This window comes from Streptomyces tubbatahanensis (assembly GCF_022699385.1).
In the GTDB taxonomy this organism is placed as follows: Bacteria; Actinomycetota; Actinomycetes; order Streptomycetales; family Streptomycetaceae; genus Streptomyces; species Streptomyces diacarni.
This window is the reverse complement of record NZ_CP093846.1, coordinates 3851165-3867972: the sequence shown is the minus strand read 5'-3', so window position 1 is coordinate 3867972 and position 16808 is coordinate 3851165. Positions and strand designations below refer to the sequence as shown.

Sequence of the window (16808 nt, the reverse complement as noted above, 5' to 3'; positions counted from 1 at the left end):
CCTGAAGGTGGCAGTTGGCTTCTGGTCCCCCCGAGTGCACCGGGCGGACGGTTCCGCCTCACCCGCGCGCACTGCACCCAGGACGAGGACGCGTTCGTACGCCGCACGGTTCCCGGTGGTCTGCACACGCGACAGACTACGCAGCTCCAAAACCTCCCTTACGGTGTATTCGCCTTATTCGACGCAAAGCAGCTGCGGTGAATCGGTGATGTGAGTCCCTTCACGGACCCCCCTCTTGTCGCACCCGAAGGGCCGTTCTATCGTCGTGATGTATCGAGCCGATACATCAGAGCGAGACACGTGCCGCGACGAGCGCGGGACGGCCGGAGACCGGACGGAGGTGGCGGCCTGTGAGCAGACGCTCGGGCGTCCTCGAGTTCGCCGTCCTCGGCCTGCTCCGCGAGTCCCCCATGCACGGATACGAGCTGCGCAAGCGGCTCAACACCTCGCTCGGCGTCTTCCGCGCCTTCAGCTACGGCTCGCTCTACCCCTGCCTCAAGGCGCTGGTACAGCGCGGATGGCTGGTGGAGGAGCCGAGCGCCCAGCCCGAGGAGCAGCTGACCCCCCGCGCGCAGGCGGGCTCGCTCGCCGGGCGGCGGGCGAAGATCGTTTACCGGCTGACGGCCGAAGGCAAGGAGCACTTCGAGGACCTGCTCTCCCAGACGGGTCCCGATACCTGGGAGGACGAGCACTTCGGCGTCCGCTTCGCCTTCTTCGGCCAGACGTCGCGCGACGTGCGCATGCGCGTACTGGAAGGACGCCGCAGCCGGCTGGAGGAGAGGCTCGCGAAGATGCGCGCCTCTTTGGCCCGTACGCGCGAGCGCCTCGACGACTACACGCTCGAACTCCAGCGCCACGGCATGGAATCCGTGGAGCGGGAGGTCCGCTGGCTCACCGAGCTCATCGAGAGCGAACGCAAGGGGAGCGAGCGGCCGGGGGACGAGCGCACGAGGCGCCCGGCGCGCGAGACCGGTTCGGACCGTCCCTCGTCGGGTCCGTCCGACAACACCGACAGATGAGGTCCGCGCACCACCGCGGCCTCAGCGAGAACACACAGGGAGCAACCGGAATGGGTTCGGTTCGCGTAGCCATCGCCGGCGTGGGCAACTGCGCCGCATCGCTGGTGCAGGGCGTCGAGTACTACAAGGACGCCGACCCGGACAGCAAGGTCCCGGGTCTGATGCACGTCCAGTTCGGCGACTACCACGTGCGCGACATCGAGTTCGTCGCCGCCTTCGACGTCGACGGCAAGAAGGTCGGGCTCGACCTCGCCGAGGCGATCGGCGCCAGCGAGAACAACACGATCAAGATCTGCGACGTGCCGCCGGCCGGTGTGCCCGTGCAGCGCGGTCACACCTACGACGGCCTGGGCAAGTACTACCGCGAGACCATCGAGGAGTCCGACGCCGAGCCCGTCGACGTCGTCAAGGCGCTCAAGGACGCGCAGGCCGACGTCCTGGTCTGCTACCTGCCCGTCGGCTCGCAGTCCGCCGTCGAGTTCTACGCGCAGTGCGCCCTCGACGCGGGCGTCGCCTTCGTCAACGCGCTGCCCGTCTTCATCGCCGGCACCAAGGAGTGGGCGGACAAGTTCACCGCCGCAGGTGTGCCGATCGTCGGCGACGACATCAAGTCCCAGGTCGGCGCCACCATCACGCACCGTGTGATGGCCAAGCTGTTCGAGGACCGGGGCGTCATCCTGGACCGCACGATGCAGCTGAACGTCGGCGGCAACATGGACTTCAAGAACATGCTGGAGCGGGAGCGGCTGGAGTCGAAGAAGATCTCCAAGACGCAGGCCGTCACCTCCCAGATCCCCGACCGCGACCTGGGCGCCGACAACGTGCACATCGGCCCCTCCGACTTCGTGGCCTGGCTGGACGACCGCAAGTGGGCCTACGTCCGCCTGGAGGGCCGCGCCTTCGGTGACGTGCCGCTGAACCTGGAGTACAAGCTCGAGGTGTGGGACTCCCCCAACTCGGCCGGCGTCATCATCGACGCGCTGCGCGCCGCGAAGATCGCCAAGGACCGCGGCATCGGCGGCCCGATCCTCTCGGCGTCCTCGTACTTCATGAAGTCGCCGCCGGTCCAGTACTTCGACGACCAGGCCCGCCAGAACGTGCAGGACTTCATCGACGGCGCGGCCTGAGTCCGGCCGACGCGGCTGAGGGGCTGCCCCTGGCTGTTCCGTCGCCGTCCGCACCACCGTCGTGGGCACCCGCGCAGTTCCCCGCACCCCTCAGGGGCGCGGGGAACTGCGCGACAAGCCACAACGCACCCGCAGTCTGCGACGAGACGCACAGGGGCAGCCCCTTTCCAGCAGGGGCAGCCTCGAAACGACCGCGTCAGCGGTCCATCGTGCGGTCCACCGTCGTGGTGGTGTGCCGCAGGATCGCCGTCAGTTCCTCGCCGACGTGCGGCTCGGGAGCGTCGGCGGGCACGAAGAGGATGGAGACCTGCATGTGCGGGGGCTCCGCGAACCAGCGCTGCTTGCCCGCCCACACGAACGGGGACAGGTTGCGGTTCACGGTCGCCAGGCCCGCGCGGGCCACGCCCTTGGCGCGTGAGGTCATGCCGTGCAGCGCCTTGGGGGACTCCAGGCCGACGCCGTGCGAGGTGCCGCCGGCGACGACGACCAGCCAGCCGTCCCCCGGCGCCTTGGCCTGCCGGTAGCCGAACCTGTCGGTCTTGGTCACCCGCGTCACGTCCAGGATCGCGCCCCGGTACTCCGTCGCGTCGTGGTCGCCCAGCCACAGCCGGGTGCCGATCCGGGCGCGGAAGCGGGTCTGCGGGAACTGCTGCTGGAGGAGGGCGAACTCCTGCGGCTTGAGGTGGCTGACGAACATCGTCTCCAGCGGCAGGCGGGCGGCCCGCAGCCGGTCCATCCAGCCGATGACCTCCTCCACCGCGTCCGAGCCGTCGGCCCGGTCCAGCGGCAGGTGGATCGCGAAGCCCTCCAGGCGCACCTCGTCGATCGCGGCGTGCAGCCGGGGCAGGTCCTGTTCGGTGACCCCGTGCCGCTTCATGCTGCTCATCACCTCGATGACGACCCGCGCCCCGCGCATGAGGCCCACGCCCTCCACCGAGGAGACCGAGCGGATGGCGCGGTCGGGCAGCGGCACCGGCTCCTCGTTCTTGCGGAACGGGGTGAGCACCAGCAGGTCCCCGCCGAACAGGTCCTTCGTGCGGGCCGCCTCGTAGGTCGTGCCGACGGCCAGGATGTCGGCGCCGAACTTGGTGGCCTCGTCGGCCAGCCGTTCGTGGCCGAAGCCGTAGCCGTTGCCCTTGCAGACCGGAACGATCCCCGGGAACTGCTGGATCATCGACTGCTGGTGCGCCCGCCAGCGATCGGTGTCGACGTAGAGGGAGAGCGCCATGGCCGGTAGGGAACCTTTCTCGATCGGGTCGTCGGTCGGGCCCGTCGTCGACGGGGCGGGGTGGCGGGGCCGTCAGCGTCGCGACATGTACATGTCCAGCGCCTTGTGCAGCAGCTTGTTGAGCGGGAAGTCCCACTCGCCGAGGTACTCCGCCGCCTGCCCACCCGTGCCGACCTTGAACTGGATCAGACCGAACAGGTGGTCGTTCTCGTCGAGGGAGTCGCTGATGCCGCGCAGGTCGTAGACGCTCGCCCCCAGCGCGTAGGCGTCCTGGAGCATCCGCCACTGCATCGCGTTCGACGGCCGCACCTCGCGCTTGTGATTGGCCGAGGCACCGTAGCTGTACCACACGTGACCACCGACGACGAGCATCGTGGCCGCCGAGATCCGCTCGCCCTCGTGCTCCGCGAAGTACAGCCGCATCCGGTGCGGGTCCTCCGCGTTCAGCACGTTCCACATGCGCTGGAAGTACGCCTTGGGGCGGGGCCTGAACCTGTCGCGCTCCGCGGTGATCTCGTACAGGCGCTGCCACTCGTCCAGGTCGTACGGATTGGCCATGTTGCCCTGGACCACCTGCACGCCGGCCTTGTCGGCCTTCTTGATGTTGCGGCGCCACAGCTGGTTGAAGCCCTTGTGGACGTCCTCCAGCGAACGGCCCTCCAGCGGCACCTGAAAGACGTAACGCGGCTGGACGTCACCGAACCCCGCGCCGCCGTCCTCACCCTGCTGCCAGCCCATCCTGCGCAGCTTGTCGGACACCTCGAAGGCCCGCGGCTCGATGTGCGTGGCCTCGATGTCGCGCAGCCGCTTGACGTCCTGGTCCTGGATGCCCTTCTTGATCGCGGCCGCGTCCCAGCGCCGGATCACCACCGGCGGGCCCATCTTCACCGAGAACGCGCCCTGCCCCTTGAGGTGGTCCAGCATGGGGCGCAGCCACTCGTCCAGGTTGGGCGCGTACCAGTTGATGACCGGACCCTCCGGCAGGTACGCCAGATAGCGCTTGACCTTCGGCAGCTGGCGGTAGAGCACCAGGCCCGCACCCACCATCTGCCCCGTACGCTCGTCGAACCAGCCCAGGTTCTCCGCCCGCCACTCGTTCTTCACGTCCGCCCACGCGGGCACCTGACAGTGGCTTGCCGACGCCAGGCTCTGGACATACGCCAGATGCTGCTCTCGGCTGATGGTCCTCAGGGTCAGGCTCATGGCGCGACGCTCCTCCGGCGAACTGAGTGATGCTCGCCGGAAGCCTACTGTGCGTCCGGGCGCCCCGTTCGGCCCAGGGCCGCGCCGGATCGGGCGTCTCGCGCCGCCGGCGGTGCCCCGCTCACGCCCCGGCGTCCGCCCGCGAGGGCGCGGCGATCCCCGCCCCGGCGCGGGGCCCCGCGCCCCCGGCGCCGGAACCCCACGTCACGGTGCGGCTACGTCAGGAAACCGCCGTGCATCATGTTGATGTAGAAGCCGACCGCCGCGGCCCCCAGCCCGATGATGGTGACGAACCGTTCACCCGTCGTCGCCGAGATGTACTGGCCCCACGCCCCGGTCAGCACGCCGACGATCCCCACCCAGGTGCCCGGCACGTGCAGCCCGGGCCACCAGGCGCAGACCACCGAGACGACGCCCAGCGCCAGGGTGGCGGTCGCCAGGGAGTTCTCCTTCGGGTGACGTCTGCCGTCGGAGTTCAGGTAGGAGAGCGGATGGGTCCACCGGACTGCCTGTGCCATACGGCACCTCCTAAGGCGAGCTCCTGCTCCTGCGGCGCGCGGCGCGAACTGTAACGCCGCTCACACCTGTGCTGTCCAGATTGCGCCGGGTTGCCCCCGGATTTCAACCGGAAGGGCGCGGGAAGGTACGCTTGCCCGTCTGTGCCGCTTCCGGAATTCCCTTCCGGCGGGTGGCACGGCACAACGCATCACGACCCTCCTGCCACGGAACGACCGTGGCCGCTGAGTCCAGAGGAGGTGGGTTCCACATGCGTCACTACGAGGTGATGGTGATCCTCGACCCCGACCTGGAGGAGCGCGCTGTCGCCCCCCAGATCGAGAGCTTCCTTTCCGTCGTCCGCGAGGGCAACGGCAAGGTCGAGAAGGTCGACACCTGGGGCCGTCGTCGTCTCTCCTACGAGATCAACAAGAAGCCCGAGGGCATCTACTCGGTCATCGACCTCCAGGCCGAGCCTGCTGTGGTCAAGGAGCTCGACCGGCAGATGAACCTGAACGAGTCCGTCCTGCGGACCAAGGTCCTGCGCCCGTCGACCCACTGAGGCCGACCCCCGAGTAACCGAGCAGCACCTCCACCACGCGGCAGCACCACCGTCGCGTGCCCAGCACCACAGCAGCCAGCAGCACGCCGAGAGGTTCCCCCATGGCAGGCGAGACCGTCATCACGGTCGTCGGCAATCTCGTCGACGACCCCGAGCTGCGCTTCACCCCCTCAGGTGCGGCGGTCGCGAAGTTCCGCGTCGCGTCCACCCCCCGCACCTTCGACCGCCAGACCAACGAGTGGAAGGACGGCGAGAGCCTCTTTCTGACCTGCTCGGTCTGGCGGCAGGCGGCGGAGAACGTCGCCGAGTCCCTCACCAAGGGCACCCGCGTCGTCGTACAGGGCCGCCTCAGGCAGCGCTCGTACGAGGACCGGGAGGGCATCAAGCGCACGGTCTACGAGCTGGACGTCGACGAGGTCGGCGCCAGCCTCCGCAACGCCACGGCCAAGGTCACCAAGACCAGCGGCCGGGGCGGTCAGGGCGGCGGCTTCGGCGGGGGCGGCGGCGGTCAGGGCGGCGGCTGGGGCGGTGCCTCCGGCGGACCGGGCGGTCCGCAGGGCGGCGGCGCCCCCGCGGGCGACCCGTGGGCCACGAGCGCCCCGGCCGGCGGCGGCCAGGGCGGTGGCGGCGGCTGGGGCGGCGGCCCCGGCGGCAACGGTGGCGGCTACTCGGACGAGCCACCCTTCTGAGCGAACTCATAGGAGTAGACAATGGCGAAGCCGCCTGCTCGCAAGCCGAAGAAGAAGGTTTGCGTGTTCTGCAAGGAGAAGATCTCCTACGTCGACTACAAGGACACGAACCTGCTGCGGAAGTTCATCTCCGACCGCGGCAAGATCCGTGCCCGCCGGGTCACCGGCAACTGCACCCAGCACCAGCGTGACGTCGCCACGGCCGTGAAGAACAGCCGTGAGATGGCGCTGCTGCCCTACACCTCGACCGCGCGCTAAGGAAAGGGTGACCCCATCATGAAGATCATCCTGACCAACGAGGTCTCCGGCCTCGGTGCCGCAGGCGACGTCGTCGAGGTGCGCGACGGATACGCCCGCAACTTCCTCGTCCCCCGCGGTTACGCCATCCGCTGGACCAAGGGCGGCGAGAAGGACGTCGAGCAGATCCGCCGCGCCCGCAAGATCCGCGAGATCGCGACGATCGAGCAGGCCAACGAGATCAAGGGCCGGCTGGAGGGCCTGCGCGTCGGCCTGCAGGTGCGCGCCGGCGACCAGGGCCGCCTGTTCGGTTCCGTGACCCCGGCCGACATCGCCGACGCGATCCGGACGTCGGGCGGGCCCGACGTCGACAAGCGCCGCATCGAGGTGGGCTCGCCCATCAAGTCGCTCGGCGCCCACCAGGTGTCCATCCGGCTGCACGCCGACGTGGCCGCCACGGTGAACGTGGACGTCGCCGCGTCCTGAGCCCGGCTCATCGAGAGCCCGGCTCTGCGCGAGCCCAGCTCTGCGCGAGCCCAGCTCTGCGCGAGCCCAGCTCTGCGCGAAAGGGCCGCACCCCGCGGGGTGCGGCCCTTTCGTCCGTCGTGCTTCCCGCTCAGGCGGTTCAGGTGGTGCGGACGGCTCCGGTGACCAGCCAGCGGCCCGAGCGGGCGCGCAGGGCGAGGGTGACCAGGCGGGTGCCCATCATCAGCCCCGCGACGGTCCACCACAGCGCGGTCAGGCCACCGCCGAGGGTGGGGACGAGGAGCGCGATGGGGGCGAAGACGGCGAGGGTCACCAGCATCGCGCCGGCGAGGTAGGGGCCGTCGCCCGCCCCCATGAGGACGCCGTCGAGGACGAAGACGACGCCGGCGACGGGCTGGGTGACGGCGACGACGAGGAGGACCGGTGTCAACTGGTCGATGACGGCGCCGTCGGTCGTGAACAGCGGCATGAACAGGGGCCGCACCAGGGCGACCAGCGCGCCGAGCACCACGCCGGAGACGGCGCCCCACAGGATCATGCGGCGGCAGGCGGCCCGGGCGCCGTCGGCGTCGGAGGCCCCGAGGTAGCGCCCGATGATGGCCTGCCCTGCGATGGCGATGGCGTCCAGCGCGAAGGCCAGCAGCGACCACAGGGTGAGGGTGATCTGGTGCGCGGCGATGTCGGCGTCGCCCAGCCGGGCCGCGACGGCGGTCGCGATCATCAGGACGGCACGCAGCGAGAGCGTACGGATCAGCAGGGGGACGCCGGCGCGGCCGCTGGCGCGGATGCCGGCGAGGTCGGGGCGGAGGGAGGCGCCGTGCCGCCGGGCGCCGCGTACGACCACGGTGAGGTAGACGAGGGCCATCCCCCACTGGGCGATCACGGTGCCCCAGGCGGAGCCCGCGATGCCGAGCCCGGCGCCGTAGACCAGCAGCGCGTTGAGGGCGGCGTTGGCGCCGAAGCCGCCGACGGCGACGTACAGCGGGGTCCTGGTGTCCTGGAGGCCGCGCAGTACGCCCGTCGCGGCGAGGACGATGAGCATGGCGGGGATGCCGAGGGCGCTGACGCGCAGGTAGGTGGTGCCGTAGGGGGCGGCGGTGGCCGAGGCGCCGAAGGCGTCGATGAGCCAGGGGGCTGTGGGCACGACGGCGGCGATCACCAGCGCGCCGAGCAGCAGCGCGAGCCAGATGCCGTCCATGCCCTGGCGCAGCGCAGCGGGGAGGTCGTCGGCGCCCAGGCGGCGGGCGACGGCCGCGGTGGTGGCGTAGGCGAGGAAGACGAAGATGTTGACGCCGGTTTGCAGCAGCGCCGCCGCGACGCCGAGGCCGGCGAGTTGCGGGGTGCCGAGGTGGCCGACGATGGCGCTGTCGACCATGACGAAGAGGGGCTCCGCGACGAGCGCGCCGAAGGCGGGGAGGGCGAGCGCGATGATCTCACGGTCGTGGCGTCGCACGTCGGTGCGCGTGGTCGGGGAAGCGGGGCTCATGGGTTCGATCCAAACATCCACAGGTAATGAGTGCAAGGGGCTACTGACGCTTACCGGGTGGTGTGCGGGACAGGCCTGTGCACCCTCGGTGACGCTCCCGTGTGCGCAGGCCCGAAGTTTTTTCCCCGCACAGTCGGTGGACGGTAAAATCGCAGGTCATACGGGACGCCTGGAGGGATCGTACGAGTAATCCACAGCGCTGTCCCCCGACTCGTGCACAGCTTTCGGGGACTTCTCCACAGCTTGGCCCCGACTGTCCACACCACCCTGTGGATAAGGTGATTGGCTGAACCGCGCGGGCCGCCTACGGTGTACCAGCGCGCGCCCGCCGTTCCCCGTTTCTTCACCGGCCGACCGACGTGCCGTAACCCGGGATGAGGCGCATCGACTGCCAGCCTTTGTCAGTGCTGTGCCGTAAGACTGTGCCGTACGACGGAGCCGTGGGAGGAGGCGAGGCGGGTGACGCAGCAACCCGAGCAGGTGGAGGACCCCTGGGCCGCCGACCTCGCGGCCGAGGAGGGCTTCCCCGTCGTCCGGTCGGGCGGCCGAGGCGGCGACGGGTACGGCTACGCGGGCGGTAACGGCTCCCGCGGCTCCCGCCGCGGGGACGACCGGTCCGGCGGCGGCCTGCCCGAGCAGCACGAGCGCGGTCCCGAAGGCCCGCCCGGCGGCTTCGAGCGGGTACCTCCGCAGGATCTGGAGGCGGAGAAGTCCGTCCTCGGCGGCATGCTGCTGTCCAAGGACGCCATCGCCGACGTCGTCGAGACCCTCAAGGGCCAGGACTTCTACCGGCCCGCGCACGAGACGGTCTACCAGGCCGTCCTCGACCTCTACGCCAAGGGCGAGCCCGCCGACCCCATCACCGTCACCGCCGAGCTGACCCGCCGCGGCGAGATCGGCCGCGTCGGCGGCCCCGGCTACGTCCAGTCGCTCGTCCAGGCGGTGCCCACCGCGGCCAACGCGCTCTACTACGCGGAGATCGTCCGCGAACGCGCGGTGCTGCGCCGCCTCGTGGAGGCCGGCACGCGCATCACCCAGATGGGTTACGCGGCCGACGGCGACGTCGACGACATCGTCAACGGCGCCCAGGCCGAGATCTACGCCGTCACCGAGCAGCGCACCTCCGAGGACTACCTCCCCCTCGCCGACATCATGGAGGGCGCCCTCGACGAGATCGAGGCCATCGGCTCCCGCAGCGGGCAGATGACCGGCGTCCCCACCGGCTTCACCGATTTGGACTCCCTCACCAACGGCCTCCACCCGGGCCAGATGATCGTCATCGCGGCCCGCCCCGCCATGGGCAAGTCCACCCTCGCCCTCGACTTCGCCCGCGCCTGCTCCATCAAGCACGCCATGCCCAGCGTGATCTTCTCGCTGGAGATGGGGCGGAACGAGATCGCCATGCGGCTGCTGTCGGCGGAGGCGCGGGTGGCGCTGCACCACATGCGGTCCGGGTCGATGACGGACGAGGACTGGACGCGGCTGGCCCGGCAGATGCCCGGCGTCACCGACGCGCCGCTCTACATCGACGACTCGCCGAACCTGTCGATGATGGAGATCCGCGCCAAGTGCCGCCGGCTCAAGCAGCGCAACGACCTCCAGCTGATCGTCATCGACTACCTCCAGCTGATGCAGACGGGCGGCTCCCGCCGCCCCGAATCCCGCCAGCAGGAGGTCTCGGAGATGTCCCGGAACCTCAAGCTGCTGGCCAAGGAGCTGGAGGTGCCGGTCATCGCCCTCTCCCAGCTCAACCGAGGACCCGAGCAGCGCACGGACAAGAAACCGATGGTCTCCGACCTGCGCGAGTCGGGCTCCATCGAACAGGATGCCGACATGGTCATCCTCCTCCACCGCGAGGACGCCTACGAGAAGGAGTCCCCCCGCGCCGGCGAGGCGGACCTGATCGTCGCCAAGCACCGCAACGGTCCGACGGCGACGATCACCGTCGCCTTCCAGGGCCACTACTCCCGCTTCGTGGACATGGCGCAGACCTGACGCGCGGGTGTCGCGCGGAGTGGTTCACCGCGCTTCCCTCCAGCAGATCACCACCCTCACCGGGTTCTCCCGCAGAGTGCTGACCGAACTCGTCAGGGAGGACGGCATCCGCTCCGCGAGGGCCCACAGGACTCAAGCGCCGCGGCACCATCGAACGGGACTGGCTGACCGAGCAGTACGTCCACCGGCGCCGGACCCTGCCCGGCCTCGCCCGCGAGACCGGGATGAGCCCCGCGAACATGGCCCGCTGGGCCCACACCCACAACATCCCTGTCCGCCCCCGCGGCGGAGCAAGCCACAACGCGGCCCTCCGAGCCCGCGACCGCCGTCACTCGCCTCCGCCATCATGAGCGGGTGACGACGCTGCTACTGGGAGCATGCGCTGCTACTGGGAGGAGGAAGACCTCTGGTTCCAGGTTGACATTGACCACGCGGTCAATAATATTGGCCGTATGGTCAACAGTGGTGGGACTCACGCACCTCAGCAGCTCGGTGCCGTCAGTGTGCTGGTCGGGGTCTACGCCGCCGCCATGGTCGGAACGGTCGCGGCGCTGGTGGTCATGGCGTCCACGGCCCCGAAACAGGCGACCGACGAAGCGTGGGGGCACGCCCTGGTCGTCACGTTCTTCGCCATCCTCCTTCTGGTGCGACTCCGGTCCGCCCGATCGGGCAGCACGAGGGCAGTCCGGGCACTCGGCATCATCGCCACGGCGATGCTCGTCGTGAACCTGGTGGAAGCTGCCCTGCCGGGTCTCTTCCCGGGGTGGATGCGGGTCGAGATGGTGGCGATCGCCCTGTGGATGTCGGTACTGCTCATCCTTGTCCGTCGTTCGGCAGCCCGCTGACGGGTGTCTCTCACAAACGCGCTTGCTAGGAATAATGGTGTGAACACACCCCGCCGAGAGCCTCGCCCGCGTCCGAGCAATCGTCAGCGCCTCAGTGAGGAGGTGCGTCGGACACAGATCATCAAGGCCACTATCGCGGTGGTCGCCGAACTCGGCTACGAAGGTGCCTCCCTGGCCCGGATCGCCGAACAGGCGGATGTTTCCAAAGGCTTGGTCTCGCACTACTTCACAGACAAGGATCGCCTGATGGAAACAGTCGCCAGGACGACTCTGGCGACCCTCAGGCAGACCATTGCCGACTCTCTCGTCCTGACCGATCCGGTTCCCGAGGTCATCCGCGCGGCGATTCGCCGTGTGGCCGGCCTGAGCGTGACGCACCAAGCCGAGCTGACCGCGATGCGGCAGATCAGCACCAACCTGCGTGAGGCCGACGGGACCCTACGTCTCGGCCTCACCGAGTACGAAGAGACCTACCAAGGCCAGGAAGCCCTGTTCCGTCGCGGTCAGGAAGAGGGGAGCCTCCGCGACTTCGACACGCGGGTCATGTCGATCACCTACCAGGGTGCCATCGACACGATGGTCACCTACCTCCATGAGCATCCCGAGGCCGATGCCCACCACTACGCGGACGCCCTCGCTGACCTCATCGTCGCCGCCATCAAACGCTGCTGAAGAGATGCCACGGAACTGAGATACGGGCGCCTGGACACGGGCCGAGACAACTCCGAAACCCGCTGATCAGGGCGGTGCCCCAGGACATGAGCGGCGAGAACCTACAGGCGCGGTGCAGGATCTGTCGCGAGCACGCACAAACGCCCTTACCGAGGCTGCTGTCGGCCTTGTGGAACCGGCGCCTTCGGGACGACGCGCCCTCCGCATCGCACGCCGAGCACACTTACTCCGTTTCGGATCCCTGGAAGCCCACCACCGCCGCGCCGTGCTCGTGGGCCCACTCGGTCAGCACGGCGATCGGCTCCACCAGCGTTCGGCCCAGGTCCGTCAGTACGTACTCGACCTTGCCGGCCTCGGCATGGCGGTCGACCAGGCCGTATCCCTGCAACCGCCGCAGCGTCTGGGTCAGCACCTTCCGCGAGATGCCGCCGATCAGGCCGACCAGCTCGCCGTGCCTGCACGGTGCCCGGCTCAACGCGAACAGCACGACCACCGCCCACTTGTCGGCGATGATCTCGATCGCCAGCCGAGCCGGGCAGTCGGCGAGGAAGACGCTGCCGGGGTACTCACGCATGCCGCGACGGTAGCCCGCTGCCGGGAACCCGGAGGTACCCACCGCCTCACTAGCGTCTACGGCGGAGGCTACCGAGCAGGGGGACCGCATGGAGGCAGAGACCGCCCGTCCGGGCGAGCGGAAGGCCGCCGCGCTGGTCACCGTCGCGTGGGAGCTGTGGTCACCAGGGCACTGGCCCGCCTACGCGCCGATGGCCGCCGCGTGGCCGCTGTCCGGCATCCACGACACGCACAGCACCTCCTGGGCGGACTACGGTGTCACCACCGGCATCCGGCGGCTGCTCGACATCGTCCGCGACGCTGCGGGCGGCCCGTACGCCTACCGCGACCCGCACCGTGAGTCGCTGGACCAGTTGCGCGACGCTCCCGGCCCTGGCGTCTTCCGCCTGACCCTCTACGCCCACGTCGCAGGCCGCCCGCTCCTCGCGGGCATGGTCGGCCAGATCCTCGACCACGTCCGTGAGTCCGGCGACGTCTGCGTTGCCCCCCCATGCCCCGCCGGCCGAACACGTGCTGACACACACCGCTGACACACACGGCTGGCACGCACCGCTGACACATCAGAGAAGTACGCCATGACCCACGTCCTCGTCGTCGGCGGCACCGGTGCCATGGGCAGCCGCGTGGTCCGGCACCTGCTGGCCACCACCGACGCCACCCTCACCGTTCCCACCCGCCGCCCGGAGTCCGCCCACGCCACCGCACTCGCCGCGATCGCACCCGGCCGGGTGCGACTGGTCCGCTCCGACTCGGCGGCCCCGGAGGTCCTGATCGGGCAGGCCGACCGCGTGTTCGCCAACACCGACTTCTTCGCGACGGGCAGCGTCGTGGGTGAGTACCGTCAAGGGCTGCACTGGCTGGCGGCCGCGGAGCGGGCCGGCGTGGAGCGTTTCATCTGGTCCTCGCTGGACAGCGCGGTGTCCCTGACCGGCCGCCCCGTCCCGCACTTCGACAGCAAAGCCGCCGTCGCCGCCCACATCGGCCTGATGCGGTCACAGGAAATGCTCCGGAAGGAGACCGACGGCTGGTACACGGACCACGTCTCGGTACTGACCACCGCGCCGTACTTCGAGAACCTGCGGGACCGACTCGCCCCCCGACCGGACGGCCAAGGCGGCCTGACCTTCCACCTCCCCCTCGGCGCCGCCCGCTATCCGCTCGTCGCCCTGGACGACATCGCCTGGTTCGCCGGCCACATGTTCGACAACTGGCAGTCCTGGGGCGCCCGCGACCTCGCGGTGATCGGCGACAGCCTCACCGGCGACGAGATCGCCGCCACCTTCGCGCGGGTCACGGGCACCCCCAGCACCTACCTGCCGATGCCGCACGACGACCTGCACGCCGCCGTCCCCGACTTCAGCCACGACTACGCGGCGATGTTCCAGTTCTTCGCCGACCGTGATCTCTACGCCCGAGACCGGGACATCGACCTCCTGCGCCGCCTGCACCCCGACGTGATGACCTTCGAGAACTGGCTGCACCGCACCGGATGGAAGGGATGACCACCCACCACCTCACGTGGCGAACGCGGGCACGCACGACGGGACTCGCCGCTCCGGGCCGCTCCAGACCGTTCGGTGCGGCCTAGCCCGGGGTGCGGCGGCCGTTGACGACGGCGCGTACGGCCCGATCGCCGCGCGGGTCGGCCATCAGGCGGGCGATGTCCCACCACCGCAGCAGCAGCGCCGGATAGTGCGGCGGGATCGAGTCCATCAGGTCCTGGCTGAACCGTGCGCGGACGCTCTCGTGGCGCAGGGCGGCGCTGATGTCGTGCAGGGACGGCGGGAGGTGGCGGATGGCGGGCGGCAGCGTGGCCTCGTACTCCGGCGCCAGCTTGTGGCCGGGCCGGGCCATGATGTTCCCGCCCAGCGCGGCGGCGACGTCGTCCTCCAGCTCCTTCTGCGCCCGCACGGCACGCTCCCACCAGTGGTCCAGGAAGGCGGCGACGGCCTCGGGGTCGGCCAGGTCGAGGGCGTCGCGCTGCTCGTCGAACTCCTCGCTCGCCTCGCCGGGCAGAGCTTTCCGGATCGCGCCGAGGGTCTTCGCGGGGTGGCGCGGCGGGGCCTCGCCGAGGTGGCGCGTCCACCGGTCCTCGCGCTCCTCGTCGCGAGGGGGTCCCCACACCAGGGCGCCGCCCACCATGCCGGGCTTCTCCGGGCCGGCCGCCGTCAAGGGGGCTTCCAGGCTGACCGCCATGAGCTCCAGGTAGGCGGGCAGCGACGCGTACTCCCGCTCGCACTCACCGAACCTGGTCCACTGCGCCACCTCACCGGTCACGCCGTCGACGTAGAGGCCGTAGTCGGTGTCGTCGGGGTCGAGGGAGCAGAACGGTATCCAGGAGGGCTTCCACAGGGCCAGGGCGTCCTCGTCCGCGGTGCCGTCCACGCCCTCCTCCTCCTGCAGCCGCATCCGCGTCCGGTGAACCTCGATCACGGCGTCGAGCGGCATCAGGGCCCAGGCGCCCAGCATGAGCCCCGAACCGGCTACGCCGTCCTCACCGGCGGACAGCCGCCACAGCGCCTTCAACTCCTCAGGAACGCTCACGCCGAGGGCTTCTTCCACGGCTGTGATCTCGTCCTCGCAGGCGCCGGGTCTGAGGGCCGCGTACGACGGCTGGGCGTACTCGGCCAGCCATTCCACGATCCGGCTCCATGCCTGGGTGACGCGCACATCCGCTGGTGTGTCAGTGGTCATGACCGACACGCTCGCACCATGCCCCCGGCCCCTCACACAGCGGGGCCGACGCCGAAGCCGTCCGCTGTCAGTGGCTCCTGGGACGCTGCCCGCATGCCTTCCGACACGCTCGGCTTCCCCATCACCCACTGGGGGACCCTCCACCACGTCCAGACCCGCACCGACAGGCGCGGACAGGGCATCGGCAGCGCCCTGATGGAAGGGCCCAGGGCGTCGCCCGTGACGAGATGGGGCTCGAGCAGCTGCACCTGGCAGCCCGCGGCGGGGTCGGGCTGGAGAACTTCTACGGCCGGCTCGGCTGGAAGGAGATCGGGCGCCGGCCGGGAGCTCTTCGCCTCGGACCCGGTGACGACCGCGACGAAGTCCTCATGTTCCTCGGCCTCGGGGACGAGGAAAGGGCACGTTCCCCGCACGGGCGGCCGCGCCGGGAACAGGGGCCCGGCCGGCAGCGTTGCACCGGTCGAGCGCTCGGCGCCGCACGGGCGGGGAACTCGGAGACCACAAGGCCAGCTGCCTCGACAGGAACCGGGTCCCGGGATCGCGGTACGCCCGCCGCACACTCGGATCACGACGTATCTCCGCAGGAGGACTGCTTGAAGACCGACCGGCCCTTGACGCTCATGGCCGTACACGCCCACCCCGACGACGAGGCCACCTCAACCGGCGGAGTCCTCGCTCGGTACGCGGCGGAAGGCATCCGCACGGTTCTCGTGACGTGTACCGACGGCGGTTGCGGTGACGGGCCGGGGGGTGTGAAACCGGGCGATCCCGGGCACGACCCGGCGGCCGTCGCCTCGATGCGCCGTCAAGAACTCGAGGCGAGCTGTGCAGCCCTCAAGATCAGCGATCTGGAGATGCTGGAGTACGCCGACTCCGGAATGGTGGGCTGGCCGAGCAACGAAGCCCCCGGGTCCTTCTGGCAGACCCCCGTGGAGGAAGGCGCGGCCCGACTCGCGGAACTGATGCGGCACTACCGACCCGATGTGGTCGTCACCTACGACGAGAACGGCTTCTACGGCCACCCCGACCACATCCAGGCCCACCGCATCACGATGGCGGCGCTGGAGGCGACCGCGCTGACACCGAAGGTGTACTGGACGACGATGCCCCGCTCGGGCATGCAGCGGTTCGGCGAGGTCATGCGCGAGTTCCATCCGGACATGCCGGAGCCGGACCCTGCCGAGGCCGCCGCGATGGCCGAGCTCGGCCTCCCCGACGACGAGATCACCACGTGGGTGGACACCACCGCGTTCAGCGACCAGAAGTTCGACTCGCTGGCCGCGCACGCCAGTCAGGGCGAGAACATCTTCTTCCTCAAAATGGGCAAGGAGAGGTTCGGCGAGTTCATGGGCATGGAGACCTTCGTACGGGTCCAGGACGCCACCGGCGCGGCCGTCCCCGAGAACGACCTCTTCGCCGGCCTGCGCTGATCCATACACCCGGAGCGGAGGCCGGGGCACCCCGGCCTTCGTCCCCGCGTCGAGAAGGCGGTGCGGC

General features: G+C 70.0%; 18 protein-coding genes. 12 read left to right on the top strand and 6 right to left on the bottom strand.

Features of this window, described 5'->3' with window-relative positions:
• Positions 1–350: 350 nt before the first annotated feature.
• Positions 351–1019 (top strand): PadR family transcriptional regulator, encoded by a 669-nt coding sequence (locus tag MMF93_RS16600; RefSeq protein WP_242752358.1) that lies wholly within the window; start codon positions 351–353, stop codon positions 1017–1019.
• 50 nt (positions 1020–1069) lie between these two features.
• Complete coding sequence (locus MMF93_RS16595) at positions 1070–2146, top strand: inositol-3-phosphate synthase (protein WP_242752355.1); 1077 nt, start codon at positions 1070–1072, stop codon at positions 2144–2146.
• A gap of 196 nt (positions 2147–2342) precedes the next feature.
• Here the strand turns inward: MMF93_RS16595 and MMF93_RS16590 are convergent, their stop codons facing one another.
• From MMF93_RS16590 to MMF93_RS16575, 3 genes are all read right to left on the bottom strand, one after another.
• Positions 2343–3374: an alanine racemase gene (locus tag MMF93_RS16590; RefSeq protein WP_242752352.1), complete on the bottom strand. Its 1032-nt coding sequence runs from the start codon at positions 3372–3374 to the stop codon at positions 2343–2345.
• Positions 3375–3446: 72 nt separating this feature from the next.
• Complete coding sequence (locus tag MMF93_RS16585) at positions 3447–4577, bottom strand: lipid II:glycine glycyltransferase FemX (RefSeq protein WP_242752348.1); 1131 nt, start codon at positions 4575–4577, stop codon at positions 3447–3449.
• Between the two features lie 215 nt (positions 4578–4792).
• On the bottom strand, positions 4793–5095 hold the full coding sequence (locus MMF93_RS16575) for a hypothetical protein (protein ID WP_242752339.1): 303 nt from the start codon (positions 5093–5095) through the stop codon (positions 4793–4795).
• A 248-nt stretch (positions 5096–5343) separates the two neighbouring features.
• On the opposite strand from MMF93_RS16575, the gene rpsF reads away from it, so the two are divergent.
• The 4 genes from rpsF (at position 5344) to rplI (ending at position 7046) form a co-directional block, all read left to right on the top strand.
• Entirely contained in the window at positions 5344–5634 is a 291-nt protein-coding gene (rpsF, locus tag MMF93_RS16570; protein ID WP_027739433.1) for a 30S ribosomal protein S6, read from the top strand.
• Between the two features lie 101 nt (positions 5635–5735).
• Complete coding sequence (locus MMF93_RS16565; protein ID WP_242752336.1) at positions 5736–6323, top strand: single-stranded DNA-binding protein; 588 nt, start codon at positions 5736–5738, stop codon at positions 6321–6323.
• Between the two features lie 21 nt (positions 6324–6344).
• The gene (gene rpsR / locus MMF93_RS16560) at positions 6345–6581 is read left to right on the top strand and encodes a 30S ribosomal protein S18 (protein WP_003978893.1); all 237 of its coding nucleotides are present in this window, start codon (positions 6345–6347) and stop codon (positions 6579–6581) included.
• 18 nt (positions 6582–6599) lie between these two features.
• Positions 6600–7046: a 50S ribosomal protein L9 gene (rplI, locus tag MMF93_RS16555; RefSeq protein ID WP_242752332.1), complete on the top strand. Its 447-nt coding sequence runs from the start codon at positions 6600–6602 to the stop codon at positions 7044–7046.
• Between the two features lie 139 nt (positions 7047–7185).
• On the opposite strand, the gene MMF93_RS16550 is transcribed toward rplI, so the two are convergent.
• The gene (locus tag MMF93_RS16550) at positions 7186–8532 is read right to left on the bottom strand and encodes an MATE family efflux transporter (protein ID WP_242752329.1); all 1347 of its coding nucleotides are present in this window, start codon (positions 8530–8532) and stop codon (positions 7186–7188) included.
• 459 nt (positions 8533–8991) lie between these two features.
• Here MMF93_RS16550 and dnaB point away from each other — a divergent pair, with 459 nt between their 5' ends.
• The 3 genes from dnaB (at position 8992) to MMF93_RS16535 (ending at position 12044) form a co-directional block, all read left to right on the top strand.
• A complete protein-coding gene (gene dnaB / locus MMF93_RS16545; RefSeq protein ID WP_242752326.1) occupies positions 8992–10527 on the top strand; it encodes a replicative DNA helicase in 1536 nt (511 codons plus the stop codon).
• 452 nt (positions 10528–10979) lie between these two features.
• Positions 10980–11372, top strand: a complete 393-nt coding sequence (locus MMF93_RS16540; protein ID WP_242752323.1) for a hypothetical protein — start codon at positions 10980–10982, stop codon at positions 11370–11372.
• Between the two features lie 102 nt (positions 11373–11474).
• On the top strand, positions 11475–12044 hold the full coding sequence (locus MMF93_RS16535; protein WP_242752320.1) for a TetR family transcriptional regulator: 570 nt from the start codon (positions 11475–11477) through the stop codon (positions 12042–12044).
• Between the two features lie 223 nt (positions 12045–12267).
• Here MMF93_RS16535 and MMF93_RS16530 read toward each other — a convergent pair whose 3' ends face one another.
• A complete protein-coding gene (locus MMF93_RS16530; RefSeq protein ID WP_242752317.1) occupies positions 12268–12618 on the bottom strand; it encodes a winged helix-turn-helix transcriptional regulator in 351 nt (116 codons plus the stop codon).
• 88 nt (positions 12619–12706) lie between these two features.
• Between MMF93_RS16530 and MMF93_RS16525 the strand changes: the two genes are divergently transcribed.
• Together MMF93_RS16525 and MMF93_RS16520 are read left to right on the top strand one after the other, a co-directional pair.
• Positions 12707–13147 (top strand): hypothetical protein, encoded by a 441-nt coding sequence (locus tag MMF93_RS16525; RefSeq protein ID WP_242752315.1) that lies wholly within the window; start codon positions 12707–12709, stop codon positions 13145–13147.
• A gap of 45 nt (positions 13148–13192) precedes the next feature.
• A complete protein-coding gene (locus MMF93_RS16520; RefSeq protein WP_242752314.1) occupies positions 13193–14119 on the top strand; it encodes an NmrA family NAD(P)-binding protein in 927 nt (308 codons plus the stop codon).
• Positions 14120–14201: 82 nt separating this feature from the next.
• Here MMF93_RS16520 and MMF93_RS16515 read toward each other — a convergent pair whose 3' ends face one another.
• Positions 14202–15311, bottom strand: coding sequence for an SMI1/KNR4 family protein (locus MMF93_RS16515; RefSeq protein ID WP_242752312.1), 1110 nt, complete (start codon positions 15309–15311; stop codon positions 14202–14204).
• A gap of 620 nt (positions 15312–15931) precedes the next feature.
• Between MMF93_RS16515 and MMF93_RS16510 the strand changes: the two genes are divergently transcribed.
• Complete coding sequence (locus tag MMF93_RS16510; RefSeq protein WP_242757608.1) at positions 15932–16741, top strand: PIG-L family deacetylase; 810 nt, start codon at positions 15932–15934, stop codon at positions 16739–16741.
• Positions 16742–16808 lie beyond the last annotated feature (67 nt).

Coding starts and splice junctions, on each gene's coding strand:
- rpsF (WP_027739433.1), top strand. CDS start 5,344: ATGCGTCACTACGAGGTGATGGTGATCCTCGACCCCGACCTGGAGGAG.
- MMF93_RS16585 (WP_242752348.1), bottom strand. CDS start 4,577: ATGAGCCTGACCCTGAGGACCATCAGCCGAGAGCAGCATCTGGCGTAT.
- MMF93_RS16595 (WP_242752355.1), top strand. CDS start 1,070: ATGGGTTCGGTTCGCGTAGCCATCGCCGGCGTGGGCAACTGCGCCGCA.
- MMF93_RS16590 (WP_242752352.1), bottom strand. CDS start 3,374: ATGGCGCTCTCCCTCTACGTCGACACCGATCGCTGGCGGGCGCACCAG.
- MMF93_RS16540 (WP_242752323.1), top strand. CDS start 10,980: ATGGTCAACAGTGGTGGGACTCACGCACCTCAGCAGCTCGGTGCCGTC.
- MMF93_RS16565 (WP_242752336.1), top strand. CDS start 5,736: ATGGCAGGCGAGACCGTCATCACGGTCGTCGGCAATCTCGTCGACGAC.
- MMF93_RS16530 (WP_242752317.1), bottom strand. CDS start 12,618: ATGCGTGAGTACCCCGGCAGCGTCTTCCTCGCCGACTGCCCGGCTCGG.
- MMF93_RS16550 (WP_242752329.1), bottom strand. CDS start 8,532: ATGAGCCCCGCTTCCCCGACCACGCGCACCGACGTGCGACGCCACGAC.
- MMF93_RS16515 (WP_242752312.1), bottom strand. CDS start 15,311: ATGACCACTGACACACCAGCGGATGTGCGCGTCACCCAGGCATGGAGC.
- MMF93_RS16510 (WP_242757608.1), top strand. CDS start 15,932: ATGGCCGTACACGCCCACCCCGACGACGAGGCCACCTCAACCGGCGGA.
- MMF93_RS16525 (WP_242752315.1), top strand. CDS start 12,707: ATGGAGGCAGAGACCGCCCGTCCGGGCGAGCGGAAGGCCGCCGCGCTG.
- rpsR (WP_003978893.1), top strand. CDS start 6,345: ATGGCGAAGCCGCCTGCTCGCAAGCCGAAGAAGAAGGTTTGCGTGTTC.
- MMF93_RS16520 (WP_242752314.1), top strand. CDS start 13,193: ATGACCCACGTCCTCGTCGTCGGCGGCACCGGTGCCATGGGCAGCCGC.
- MMF93_RS16575 (WP_242752339.1), bottom strand. CDS start 5,095: ATGGCACAGGCAGTCCGGTGGACCCATCCGCTCTCCTACCTGAACTCC.
- rplI (WP_242752332.1), top strand. CDS start 6,600: ATGAAGATCATCCTGACCAACGAGGTCTCCGGCCTCGGTGCCGCAGGC.